This is a genomic window from Myxococcus sp. AS-1-15 (assembly GCF_020037055.1).
Taxonomy (GTDB): domain Bacteria; phylum Myxococcota; class Myxococcia; order Myxococcales; family Myxococcaceae; genus Myxococcus; species Myxococcus fulvus.
This window is the reverse complement of the sequence record NZ_JAIQDF010000011.1, coordinates 286,474-299,243: the sequence shown is the minus strand read 5'-3', so window position 1 is coordinate 299,243 and position 12,770 is coordinate 286,474. Positions and strand designations below refer to the sequence as shown.

Here is a 12,770-nt window from a genome sequence, read left to right as displayed (position 1 = left end):
TGACACCCCGGCGGCCGGGGCGATGCCAACAAGGCCCTCCCCCGCTCACCGCCATTGAACGGGCGCGTTTTTGCGCCTATGGGACGGGGACGGCCGCCCTGTCATCGGCCACATCCCCCCCGCGAGGACACAGCATGTCGCAGGTGCCTCTTCACATCGCCGCCGAGTTCCCGGCCCGCACTCTCGAGGAGTGGCGCCGGCTGGTGGACAAGGACCTGAAGGGCAAGCCCTTCACGGTGCTCCAGTCGCCGCTGGAAGGTGGACTGGCGCTCCAGCCCCTCTACGCGCAGGCGGACACGGCCGCGCCGCAGCCGCCAGGCGTCGCCCCCTACGTCCGGGGCACCCAGCCTCTGGGCCACACCGAGGGCGGCTGGCTGCTGTGCCAGGAGTACTCCGAGCCGGACGTCACCCTCGCCGCCGAGGCCCTCCGCACGGACCTGGAGCGAGGCACCCAGGGTGTCTGGCTCTGCCTGGGCGAGGCCCATGGCATCCCGGTGAAGGACGAGGCCACGCTGGCCCGACTGCTGGCCCACGTGCCGCTGGACCGGACTCCCGTGCACCTGGAGCCGGACTCGGCGCCGCTCACCACGGCGTCCCTGCTGATGACCGTGGCCGACAAGGCGGGCGTCAAGCCGAGCGGCTCGCTGGGCATCGACCCCTTGGGCATCCTCGCTCGCACCGGCGCGCTGCCGGAGGGCGTGGCGGCGGTGCTCGCGGAGGCCGCGCCGCTCGTCACGTCGCGGGCCCAGAGCGCGCCGGAGCTGCGGGTGCTGCTGGTGTCGACGCGGGCCTACGCGGACGCGGGGGCCACGTCGGTGCACGAGCTGGCGTGGGCCATGGCCACGGGTGTGGAGTACCTGCGCGGAATGGAGCGCGCGGGCGTGGCGGTGGACGTGGCGGCGCGCTCGGTGCAGTTCGCGCTGTCCGTCGGCGGCCAGTTCTTCCCGGAGATCGCCAAGCTGCGCGCCGCGCGGCTGTTGTGGGCCAAGGTCGTGGCCGCGTCGGGTGGCCCGCCCGAGGCGCAGGCGATGCGGCTGCACGCGCGCACCGCCATCGGCACGAAGACGCAGAGAGACCCGTGGGTGAACATCCTGCGCGCCACGGCCGAGTCCTTCGCCGCCGTGGTCGCGGGCGCGGACAGTGTCAGCACCTCCCCGTTCGACGAGCCGCTCGGCACGCCGGACGAGGGCGCGCGCAGGCTCGCGCGCAACACGCAGCTCATCCTGCGCGACGAGTCGAGCCTCAACCGCGTCGCGGACCCCGCGGGCGGCAGCTACTACCTGGAGCAGCTCACCTCGGAGCTGGCGCGCGCGGCGTGGACGGAGCTGCAGCGCATCGAATCGCTCGGCGGCCTGGAGAAGGCGCTGGCCCAGGGCGACATCGCGAAGGTGCTCGCGGAGACGCGGGCCGCGCGTGAGAAGGCCGTGCGCAGCCGCAAGCAGCCCATCGTGGGCGTGAGCGAGTTCCCCTTCCTGGGCGAGGCGCCCGTGCGCCGCGAGGCCCGGACACGGAGCACCGTCGCGAGCAGCGAGGGACTGAAGCCCACGCGCATCGCGGAGCCCTTCGAGTCCTTGCGTGACGCGAGCGACCGGTACGTCGCGGCCCACGGACAGCGGCCCACCGCGTTCCTGGCGAGCCTGGGCACGGTGGCCGAGCACACGGCGCGCTCCACGTGGGTGGTCAACGCGCTGGCGGCCGGCGGCATCGAGTCGAAGGAGAAGCACGGCTTCGCGGACCCGGCGGCGGTGGTGACGGCCTTCGCCGAGTCGGGCGCGACGCTCGCGGTCATCTCCGGTCCGGACGCGATGTATCCCGAGTGGGTGCCCGCGCTGACGGCGGCGCTGAAGGCGAAGGGCGCGCGCACGGTGGCGGTGGCGGGACGCCCTGGTGAGCACGAAGCCGCCTTCCGCGCGGCCGGCGTGGACCTGTTCATCTTCGCGGGAGCGGACCTGTTCGCGCTCCTGAACTCGCTGCACGCGCAGCTCGGAGTGGCCTGATGAGTCCCCACGTCCCGAACTTCTCCGGCATCGCCTTCGATGCGCCGGAGACCCAGCCGACCGCCGCCGCGCTCGAGGCGCAGCGCGAGAAGGCCCGCGCCACGCTGAAGGACGCCGAGCACTGGGACACGCCCGAGGGCATCCCCGTCAAGGCGGTGTACACGCCCGAGGACCTGGCGGACGTCGAGCACCTGGGCTCGCTGCCGGGCCTGCCGCCCTTCGTGCGCGGCCCCTACTCCACCATGTACGTGCAGCAGCCGTGGACGGTGCGCCAGTACGCGGGCTTCTCCACGGCCGAGGCGTCCAACGCCTTCTACCGCCGCAACCTCGCGGCCGGACAGAAGGGTTTGTCCATCGCCTTCGACCTGGCCACGCACCGGGGCTACGACAGCGACCATCCGCGCGTCGCCGGTGACGTGGGCATGGCGGGCGTGGCCATCGACTCCATCAAGGACATGCGCATCCTGTTCGACCGCATCCCGCTCGACCAGATGAGCGTGTCGATGACGATGAACGGCGCGGTGCTGCCCATCCTCGCGCTCTACGTGGTGGCGGCCGAGGAGCAGGGCGTCAAGCCGGAGCAGCTCAGCGGGACCATCCAGAACGACATCCTCAAGGAGTTCATGGTCCGCAACACGTACATCTACCCGCCGGGCCCGTCGATGCGCATCATCGGCGACATCTTCCGCTTCACCGCGGAGAAGATGCCGCGATTCAACAGCATCAGCATCAGCGGCTACCACATGCAGGAGGCCGGAGCGACGCAGGACCTGGAGCTCGGCTACACCCTGGCGGACGGTGTGGAGTACGTGCGCGCGGGGCTCGCGGCGGGACTGGGCGTGGACGCGTTCGCGCCGCGCCTGTCGTTCTTCTGGGCCATCGGCATGAACTTCTTCATGGAGGTGGCGAAGATGCGCGCGGCCCGGATGATCTGGGCCCGGCTCATCAAGGGCTTCAGCCCCAAGAGCGACAAGAGCCTGGCGCTGCGCACCCACTCGCAGACCTCCGGCTGGAGCCTCACCGCGCAGGACGTGTTCAACAACGTGGTGCGCACGTGCGTGGAGGCCATGGCCGCGACGCAGGGCCACACGCAGAGCCTGCACACCAACTCGCTCGACGAGGCCATCGCCCTCCCCACGGACTTCAGCGCGCGCATCGCCCGCAACACGCAGCTGTATCTCCAGTTGGAGAGCGGCACCACGCGCGTCATCGACCCGTGGGGCGGCAGCTACTACGTGGAGCGGCTCACGCACGAGCTGGCGCAGAAAGCGTGGGGACACATCCAGGAGGTCGAGGCGCTGGGCGGCATGACGAAGGCCATCGAGGCGGGGCTGCCCAAGCTGCGCATCGAGGAGGCCGCGGCCCGCACGCAGGCGCGCATCGACTCCGGCCGTCAGGCCATCATCGGCGTGAACAAGTACCCGCCCGAGCGTCCCGACAACATCGAGATCCTCAAGGTGGACAACTCCGCGGTGCGCGAGGCGCAGATCGCCCGGCTCAAGGAACTGCGCGCGGAGCGCAACGCGGACGACGTTCGCCGCAAGCTGGAGGCGCTCACCGAGGCGGGCCGGCGCAACGAGGGGAATCTCCTGGCGCTCGCCATCGACGCGGCGCGCGCGAAGGCGACGGTGGGAGAGATCAGCGACGCGCTCGAGAAGGTCTTCGGGCGCTACGAAGCCACGGTGAGGAGTGTGTCCGGCGTGTACTCGAGCGAAGCGGGCAAGGACGCCCAGGGCATCACCGAGGCCCGCGCCGCGGCGGACGCGTTCCTCGCGCGCTTCGGCCGCCGGCCTCGCATCCTCATCGCCAAGATGGGCCAGGACGGGCATGACCGAGGACAGAAGGTCATCGCCACCGCGTTCGCGGACCTGGGCTTCGACGTGGACATCGGCCCGCTGTTCCAGACGCCCGAGGAGTCCGCGCGCCAGGCCGTGGAGAACGACGTGCACGTGGTGGGGGCCAGCTCGCTGGCGGCCGGACACCTGACGCTGGTGCCGCAGCTCAAGCGCGCGCTGAGCGAGCTGGGCCGCGAGGACATCATGGTCGTCGTGGGCGGCGTCATCCCCGCGCAGGACTACGACGAGCTGCGCGCCGCGGGCGCCGCCGCCATCTTCGGCCCCGGCACGGTCATCTCGAAGGCGGCCCTGGAGCTGCTGGAGAAGCTGACGGCGGCGCAGGAGGAGGCGTGAAGCAGCTGACGGTGGACGCCTACGTGGACGGCGTCCGCTCGGCGGACCGCTCCGTGCTCGCGCGCGCCATCACCCTGGTGGAGAGCGGACATCCGCGCCACCAGGCGCTCGCGCAGGAGGTCCTCACCCGGCTGCTCCCCTTCACGGGCGGCAGCCGGCGCATCGGTATCAGCGGTGTGCCCGGCGTGGGCAAGAGCACCTTCATCGACGCGCTGGGGATGCACCTGGTGGGGGCGGGACGGCGCGTGGCGGTGCTCGCCATCGACCCGTCGAGCACCATCTCCGGCGGCAGCATCCTGGGCGACAAGACGCGCATGGCCCGGCTGTCGCGCGAGGCGGCCGCGTACATCCGCCCCAGTCCGTCCAGCGGCACGCTGGGCGGGGTCGCGCGCAAGACGCGGGAGACGCTGCTGTTGTGCGAGGCGGCGGGCTTCGACGTGGTGCTGGTGGAGACGGTGGGCGTGGGCCAGTCGGAGACGGTGGTCGCCGACATGGTGGACTTCTACCTGGTGCTGATGCTCGCGGGCGCGGGCGACGAGCTGCAGGGCATCAAGCGCGGCATCCTCGAGGTGGCGGACATGCTCGCCATCAACAAGGCGGACGGCGACAACCTGCCGAGGGCCGAGCGGGCCCGCTCCGAGCTGCGCGCCGCGCTCCACCTGATGCGTCCGGGCAACGAGCCCGTGGTCACCACGTGCAGCGCGCTGGAGGGCCAGGGCATCGGCAAGCTGTGGGAAGCGCTGGAGGCGCAGGTGGGCAAGCGCGTGGCCTCCGGGACACTGGAGCAGCGACGGCGCGCGCAGCAGGTGGGCTGGATGTGGTCCATGGTGCAGGACGGTCTGCGAGCGGCCCTGCATGCGAACCCCACGGTGGCCGCCCTGGTGCCGGTGCTGGAGGCGGAGGTCCGCGAGGGACGCGCCACGCCGACGTCCGCCGCACTGCGGGTGCTGGAATCCTTCCTCCCGACATCGAGGGCTTGACAGTCCGCGTCGAGCCCCGGCGGGCCCCGCTTCAATCGCTTGCCCGACATCCACCGCGCTCCTACTGTACGCGCCGTGCGAAACGTCCAGTTGACCCCGGTCCCCGGGCCCTACAAGCCGCGATTCCACGTGCGAATCGTGACGGCCGCCTCCCTGTTCGACGGGCACGACGCGGCCATCAACGTCATGCGCCGCCTGATGCAGGCCTCGGGCGCCGAAATCATCCACCTGGGACACAACCGCTCGGTCGCGGAGATCGTCGACTGCGCCATCCAGGAGGACGCGCAGGGCATCGCGATCACCTCGTACCAGGGCGGTCACGTCGAGTTCTTCAAGTACATGATCGACCTGCTGAAGCAGCGCGGGGCGAACATCAAGGTCTTCGGCGGTGGCGGTGGCACCATCCTGCCGACGGAGATCGAGGAGCTCCACGCGTACGGTGTCACGCGCATCTACTCCCCGGATGACGGGCGGGCCATGGGCCTGCAGGGGATGATCGACCACCTCATCCAGGAGTGTGACTTCGAGAAGCGCCCGGCGGACTTCGCGCCGACGGCGGCGGCGATGCCGGTGCGCGAGCCGATGAAGATCGCCTCGCTCATCACCATCGCGGAGAACTTCGCGTCGGTGGGAGACCAGCTCCGCGACGCGATGACGAAGCTCAGCTCGAAGCAGCCGCGCGTGCCCGTGCTGGGCATCACCGGCACTGGCGGCGCGGGCAAGTCCAGCCTCGTCGACGAGCTGGTGCGGCGCTTCCTGGCGGACTTCCCGGACAAGACGCTGGCGGTGCTGTCGGTGGACCCGTCGAAGCGCAAGTCGGGCGGCGCGCTGCTCGGCGACCGCATCCGGATGAACGCCATCGACAACCCGCGCGTGTACATGCGCTCCATGGCGACGCGGCAGAGCAACCTCGCGCTGTCCAAGCACGTGGGCGACTCCATCGAGGTGTGCAAGGCCGCGGGCTTCGACCTCATCGTGGTGGAGACCTCCGGCATCGGTCAGTCCGACACCGAAATCACCGAGCACTCGGACGTGTCGCTCTACGTGATGACGGCCGAGTACGGCGCGGCGACGCAGCTCGAGAAGATCGACATGCTCGACTTCGCGGACGTCATCGCCATCAACAAGTTCGACAAGCGCGGCTCGCTGGACGCGCTGCGCGACGTGCGCAAGCAGTGGAAGCGCAACCACAACGCCTTCACCACGGCGGATGACGCGGTGCCCGTGCACGGCACCATCGCGTCGCAGTTCAACGACCCGGGGATGAACCAGCTCTACCGCGCCATCATGGACGCGGTGGTGAAGAAGACGGGCGCCCCGCTCCAGTCGCACCTGGCCCAGACGCCGGGCATGAGCGAGAAGAAGTGGATCATCCCGCCCGAGCGCACCCGCTACCTCGCGGAGATCGTCGAGACGTGTGAGGCGTACGATGCCTTCGCCCGCGCGCAGGCGGCCATCGCCCGGCGGATGTACCAGCTCCACGGCACCATCGAGGCGCTGCGGCAGAACGTCGGCAAGAAGCGGCTGGAGATCGTCGAGCCGAAGGACGCGTCCGACGTGGTGCACGTCACCGAGCGCGTCGAGGGCGAGCCCGCGTACCTGAGCGAGCTGGTGGAGCTGTACAAGGACCTGGAGTCGCGGCTGGACCCGGATTGCCGCCGGCTCCTGAGCGAGTGGCCCGCGACGAAGCGGCGCTACGCGGCGTCCAAGTACCAGTACCAGGTGCGCGACAAGGTCATCGAGCTGGACCTGTTCACCGAGTCGCTGTCGCACCTGCGCATCCCGAAGATCGCCCTGCCCCGCTACGAGGACTGGGGTGACATCCTGATGTGGCTGTTGCGGGAGAACGCGCCCGGAGCGTTCCCGTTCACCGCGGGCGTCTTCCCGCTCAAGCGCGAGGGCGAGGACCCGGCGCGCATGTTCGCCGGCGAGGGCGGCCCGGAGCGCACCAACAAGCGCTTCCACTACGTGTCGCGCGGACTGCCGGCCAAGCGCCTGTCCACGGCGTTCGACTCGGTGACCCTGTACGGCGAGGACCCGGACCACCGGCCGGACATCTACGGCAAGGTCGGCAACTCGGGCGTGTCCATCGCCAACGTCGACGACGCGAAGAAGCTCTACTCGGGCTTCGACCTGGCGGACCCGACGACGTCGGTGTCGATGACCATCAACGGCCCCGCGCCGATGCTGCTCGGGTTCTTCCTGAACGCGGCGGTGGACCAGCAGTGCGAGAAGTGGATCCGCGCCAACAACAAGGTGGAGGAGGTCGAGCAGAAGATCGACGCGCTCTACCAGAAGCGTGGCGTGCCGCGTCCGCGCTACCAGGGTGAGCTGCCGCAGGGAAATGACGGGCTGGGGCTCTTGCTGCTCGGCGTGTCTGGCGACGAGGTGCTGCCGCGCGAGGTGTACGAGAAGATCCGCGCGTCCACGCTCCAGCAGGTGCGTGGCACGGTGCAGGCGGACATCCTGAAGGAGGACCAGGCGCAGAACACCTGCATCTTCTCCACGGAGTTCGCGCTGCGGCTGATGGGCGACATCCAGCAGTACTTCACCGACAAGAAGGTGCGGAACTTCTACTCGGTGTCCATCTCCGGCTACCACATCGCGGAGGCCGGGGCGAACCCCATCTCCCAGCTGGCCTTCACGCTGGCCAATGGCTTCACCTTCGTCGAGTACTACCTGTCGCGCGGGATGGACATCGACGACTTCGCGCCCAACCTCTCGTTCTTCTTCTCGAACGGGATGGACCCCGAGTACACGGTGCTCGGCCGCGTGGCGCGTCGCATCTGGGCCAAGGCCATCCGCGACAAGTACGGCGGCAATGATCGCTCGCAGAAGCTGAAGTACCACATCCAGACGTCGGGCCGTTCCCTGCACGCGCAGGAGATCGCCTTCAACGACATCCGCACCACGCTGCAGGCGCTGCTGGCGTTGAACGACAACTGCAACTCGCTGCACACCAACGCCTACGACGAGGCCATCACCACGCCCACCGAGGAGAGCGTGCGGCGCGCGCTGGCCATCCAGCTCATCATCAACAAGGAGTTCGGCCTGTCGAAGAACGAGAACCCCAACCAGGGCTCGTTCATCGTCGAGGAGCTGACGGACCTGGTGGAGGCCGCGGTGCTCACCGAGTTCCGCGCCATCTCCGAGCGCGGCGGCGTGCTGGGCGCGATGGAGCGCATGTACCAGCGCTCGAAGATTCAAGAGGAGTCGCTGTACTACGAGACGCTGAAGCACGACGGCTCGCTGCCCATCATCGGGGTGAACACATTCCTGGACCCGAAGGGCTCGCCCACCGTGACGCCGCCGGAGGTGATTCGCGCGACGAAGGAGGAGAAGGACTACTCCATCACCTCGCGCGACGCGTTCTGGAAGCGCAACGCGGACGTGGCTCCGGCCGCGCTGGAGGCCGTGAAGCGCGCGGCGCTCGACAACGGCAACATCTTCGCCGCGCTGATGGACGCCTGTAAGGTCTGCACGCTGGGGCAGATCTCCCGCGCCCTGTACGAGGTCGGCGGGCAGTACCGGCGGAACATGTAGTCTGTCAGCGCGCTGAGCGCCCCACGTCTCCTCGAGGAACTTCTCGAGGAGACGTGACATGGGATGGATGACGGACGCACTTCAGGCGCTGACACAAGGCAAGGACATCACCGTACGCCCCAGGGGTGGCTCGATGCGCGGAGTCATCGAGGACAACCAGCCCGTGACGCTGGCTCCGGTGAATCCGTTGGAGGTGCGCGCGGGAGATGTCGTCTTCGTGCGCTGGAAGGGCGGCGCGCTGCTCCACCTGGTCAAGGACGCCACGCCCGAGCGCGTCTTGATTGGCAACGCGCTGGGGAGGCTCAACGGGTGGGCACGGCGCTCCGATGTGCTCGGACGGGTGGCCCGGATTCATCCGCGGACCTCCGGGCCTTGAGGCTCGGAGCCGCGTGACTCAAGGTCGTCGCGGTGTCGCCCCACCCTTCCGTGCGCTCGTGGGGCGCTTTTCGACGGACTGCCAGGCCGCACGGGCCAGGACGGGTATCGCGGTGCGCGGGTCGGTCTTCGTCCTGCCAGCGAGCCACTCCCGGAGCATCTCCTGCGCCGGTCCCCGGAGGATGGCGAGGAAGAGCTCGAAGGGCATCTCGTCGAACGTGCCGTCGCGGACGTGGCCCTGCCACCAGTCCTTGAGCTGACGGAAGAAGCCCTTGTTCTGTTCGCGGATGCGCGTCTCCGCCGCGGTGACGGCGGCTCCACTTCGAGCCTCCACCAGGAAGCGGGCGGCGTCGGGACGCGACAGGGACCAGTCCAGGTGGTGGCGCACCAGCGCCTCGATGCCCTCGCGCGCGCCGGGATGCTGCTCCAGTTCCTTCAAGAGGCCCGTCTGGTACTCGCCGAGCACCTCCAGGTAGAGGGCGGCCGCGATGGCCTCCTTGCTCTCGAACAGGTGGTAGATGCTCCCCGTGCTGGCCCCGGAGCGCTCTCGGATGGCCGCCATCGTCGTGCCCTCCACGCCTCGCTCCAGGAAGCACTCGAGCGCCGCCTTGAGGACCTCTTCTCTCCGGTGACCCGGGTTGCGCATGGCCGCACCCTACATTAGAACATCATTCTAGAACGATGTTCTAATCGGCCCGGGAGGGCACCGTGGACTCACTCATGGAGATTGGGCAGCAGCTCCTCGCCAGGCAGGGCTTCAGCAACCTGATGGGGACCCGGCTGACGCGGTTGACGAAGGGCGAGGTGGAGCTCGAACTGCCCATGCGCCCGGAGCTGCGCCAGCAGTATGGCTTCGCGCACGGCGGCGTCCTGAGCTACCTGGCCGACAACGCGCTCACGTTCGCCGGTGGCACCGCGATGCTCGACGTGCCCATCATCACGTCGGAGTTCAAGATCAACTACGTGCGGCCGGCGCTCGGCCATCAGCTCGTCGCCAGGGCACGCGCGGTGCACACGGGACGACGACAGTCGGTGTGCCAGTGCGAGATCTTCGCGGTGGACGACCAGGGGGAGACGCTGGTCGCCGTGGCGCAGGGCACCATCGTCGTGATGGGGAGCAGCAAGGAGTCATGAGCGCCCTGGCACCTGCTGACCTCGGCACCACCCTGCCCCGGGATATCGGGGAGCAGTGGACGCGAACGCGCCAGCTGTTCTCGCGGGCCTTCGCCAGCTCGCTCCACTTCTCCATCGCGACCGTCGATGAGGATGGAGCACCCCATGTCACGCCCATCGGCTCCGTGCTGCTGGGTGAACCTGGCCGTGGGGTGTTCTTCGAGGTCTTCACCCGACGGCTCTCGAGGAATCTCGCGCGCGATGCGCGGCTGAGCATCCTCGCCGTGGACAGCGGCAGGGGGTTCTGGCTCCGCTCGCTGTTCAGGGGACACTTCGCGCGGGTGCCCGCCGTGCGACTCGTCGGCCGCGTCCTCGGGTCGCCCCGTCGCGCCACGAACGAGGAGCAGCAGCGCTTCGCGAGACGGGTGAGCGCGATCCGATGGATGAAGGGGCATGACCTGCTGTGGGGCCGACTCGAGTTCGTCCGCGACTTCGCGGTCGAACGAATCGAGCCCGTTCACCTCGGCGGGATGACGGCCCCCCTCGAGTAGGCAGGTCCGGCCCGAACCCGACAACCGCCGAGCCCTGCGCGCGGACTCAAGCGTGAGTCCGTGCCGCACCCAGGCTCAGCGTCGAGGCTCGAAGGCGATAGCGCCACGAGCGCTCGCACCGTTGCACGAGGGAGGCGCCTCCAGCGCGATGACGCGGGAGGCGACGTTCCACGCGGCACCCGTCGCCTCTCAGGAAGGAGTCACGGATGCCACGGAGCCACTACCTCACAGCCACTTCGGCGCTTCGCGACGCGCGGGAGGCGCGTCAGCGGGCTTCGACGGCCCCGCGGAGGCCGCGGGCCTGGGCGAGGAGCCACCCGGTCCACGCGGCGCCTGCGCATTGCCACGGTTCGGACCCGAGCCACCCGGACGCGCCGAGCGATTGCCGCCCTCGGACCGACCCTGGCCACCGCCGCCACCGCGGCCACCCCGACGACGACGCGAGGCACCACCGGGCGCGTTGCCACCGCGGCCACCACCGCCGCCCTGCCCGCCTCGCGCCTGCGCGCCAGGATTCGGACCGCGCGACACCGGCGCCTCCACCGTGGCCGAGGCCCCCGGACGCGGCGGCGCCATGCCCGAGCGGTACGGATGGTCCTCCACCACCGGCACGCTGCGCCGGATGGTCCGCTCGATGTCGCGCAGGAACGCGCGCTCCTCACCGTCGCAGAAGGACACCGCGGTGCCCGTCGCACCCGCCCGGCCCGTGCGGCCGATGCGGTGCACGTACTGCTCCGGCACGTTCGGCAGGTCGTAGTTGACGACGAAGCTCAGCCCGTCGATGTCGATGCCGCGCGCCGCGATGTCCGTGGCCACCAACACGCGCAGCGTCCCGGAGCGGAACTCGTCCAGCGCGCGCTCACGCGCGTTCTGGCTCTTGTTGCCGTGAATCGCCGCGGCCGTCACACCCGAGCCCTCGAGCTGCTTGGCCACGCGGTTCGCGCCGTGCTTGGTGCGCGTGAAGACCAGCGCCCGCGAGATCTTTCCGTCCTTCAGCAGGTGCGTCAGCAGGCCGCGCTTCTGCTCGCGCTCCACGAAGTACACCTGCTGCGCCACCGTCTCCGCGGTGCTGGAGACAGGCGTCACCTCCACGCGCACCGGGTCCGTCAGCAGGTTGCGCGACAGGTCCACGATCTCGGGCGGCATCGTCGCGCTGAAGAACAGCGTCTGACGCTTCGCCGGCAGCGCCTTGATGACCTTGCGCACGTCGTGGATGAACCCCATGTCCAGCATGCGGTCCGCCTCGTCGAGCACGAACACCTCGAGCGAGCGCAGGGACACGTAGCCCTGGTCCATCAAATCCAACAGACGGCCCGGCGTCGCCACCAGCACGTCCAGGCCCCGCTGGAGTGACTGCACCTGCGCCGCCTGCCCCACGCCGCCGAAGATGACCGCGTGCTTGAGCGGCAGGTTCTTGCCGTACGTCATGAAGCTCTCGCCCACCTGACCGGCGAGCTCGCGCGTCGGGGTGAGCACCAGGCAACGAATCGGTCGGTGCCCGCCCGCGGGCGCCTTCGCGGACAGCCGCTGGAGGATGGGCAGCGCGAACGCCGCCGTCTTCCCCGTGCCCGTCTGCGCCACGCCGAGGACGTCCTTGCCCAGCAATGCGTGGGGAATCGCCTTCGCCTGGATGGGCGTGGGGGTGGTGTAGCCCTCCGCCTTGACCGCGCGCAGGAGGGTGTCGTGAAGCTGCAGTTCGTCGAAAGTCATGTCTTCCTGGGAAACAGTGAGCTCACCGCCTTGCGGTGGTGAGCAAGCCCGCGCAGCGCGCTCTTCCGACCCATGCCGGAGGCGCCTGGCGGTGCGCGGCCGGACCTCACTGGGTCCGGACCACTCGGGGAACGTCAGGGAACAGGGAGGCTGACCCACCCATTCCGACGTCTTGGCGCGAGACCCTGCCCGCTCCCCGGGCCAAAGTCCCGCGGAATCAACGGCGGGGTGTACGTTTTGCGCCACTCCCCTCGGGGGGGCCAGGACGCCCGCCTGGTCTCCTGTCTGACGAGAAGGCTCGCGGCTTGTACC

9 protein-coding genes are annotated in these 12,770 nt (G+C 69.7%); 7 read left to right on the top strand and 2 right to left on the bottom strand.

Annotation, left to right across the window (positions count from 1 at the left end; genetic code table 11):
* Positions 1-134: 134 nt before the first annotated feature.
* The 5 genes from K8625_RS28085 to K8625_RS28065 all read left to right on the top strand — a co-directional run bounded on the left by K8625_RS28085 (position 135) and on the right by K8625_RS28065 (position 9,085).
* The gene (locus K8625_RS28085; protein WP_223784423.1) at positions 135-1,997 is read left to right on the top strand and encodes a methylmalonyl-CoA mutase family protein; all 1,863 of its coding nucleotides are present in this window, start codon (positions 135-137) and stop codon (positions 1,995-1,997) included.
* Positions 1,997-4,186, top strand: coding sequence for a methylmalonyl-CoA mutase (gene scpA, locus K8625_RS28080; RefSeq protein ID WP_223784422.1), 2,190 nt, complete (start codon positions 1,997-1,999; stop codon positions 4,184-4,186). Before K8625_RS28085 ends, scpA begins: the two co-directional genes overlap by 1 nt.
* Positions 4,183-5,166: a methylmalonyl Co-A mutase-associated GTPase MeaB gene (gene meaB / locus K8625_RS28075; RefSeq protein ID WP_223749941.1), complete on the top strand. Its 984-nt coding sequence runs from the start codon at positions 4,183-4,185 to the stop codon at positions 5,164-5,166. The genes scpA and meaB overlap by 4 nt, the downstream gene beginning before the upstream one ends.
* A 75-nt stretch (positions 5,167-5,241) precedes the next feature.
* A complete protein-coding gene (locus K8625_RS28070) occupies positions 5,242-8,709 on the top strand; it encodes a methylmalonyl-CoA mutase family protein (RefSeq protein WP_141325055.1) in 3,468 nt (1,155 codons plus the stop codon).
* 58 nt (positions 8,710-8,767) lie between these two features.
* Positions 8,768-9,085, top strand: coding sequence for a hypothetical protein (locus K8625_RS28065; RefSeq protein WP_223784421.1), 318 nt, complete (start codon positions 8,768-8,770; stop codon positions 9,083-9,085).
* Between the two features lie 18 nt (positions 9,086-9,103).
* Here the strand turns inward: K8625_RS28065 and K8625_RS28060 are convergent, their stop codons facing one another.
* The gene (locus K8625_RS28060; protein WP_223749942.1) at positions 9,104-9,730 is read right to left on the bottom strand and encodes a TetR/AcrR family transcriptional regulator; all 627 of its coding nucleotides are present in this window, start codon (positions 9,728-9,730) and stop codon (positions 9,104-9,106) included.
* A gap of 62 nt (positions 9,731-9,792) precedes the next feature.
* On the opposite strand from K8625_RS28060, the gene K8625_RS28055 reads away from it, so the two are divergent.
* Positions 9,793-10,218 carry a PaaI family thioesterase gene (locus K8625_RS28055; RefSeq protein ID WP_223749943.1) on the top strand — a complete coding sequence of 142 codons (426 nt, stop codon included), beginning with the start codon at positions 9,793-9,795 and terminating at the stop codon, positions 10,216-10,218.
* Entirely contained in the window at positions 10,215-10,748 is a 534-nt protein-coding gene (locus tag K8625_RS28050; protein WP_223784420.1) for a pyridoxamine 5'-phosphate oxidase family protein, read from the top strand. The genes K8625_RS28055 and K8625_RS28050 overlap by 4 nt, the downstream gene beginning before the upstream one ends.
* A 225-nt stretch (positions 10,749-10,973) precedes the next feature.
* Here K8625_RS28050 and K8625_RS28045 read toward each other — a convergent pair whose 3' ends face one another.
* Positions 10,974-12,458 (bottom strand): DEAD/DEAH box helicase, encoded by a 1,485-nt coding sequence (locus K8625_RS28045; RefSeq protein WP_223749945.1) that lies wholly within the window; start codon positions 12,456-12,458, stop codon positions 10,974-10,976.
* Positions 12,459-12,770 lie beyond the last annotated feature (312 nt).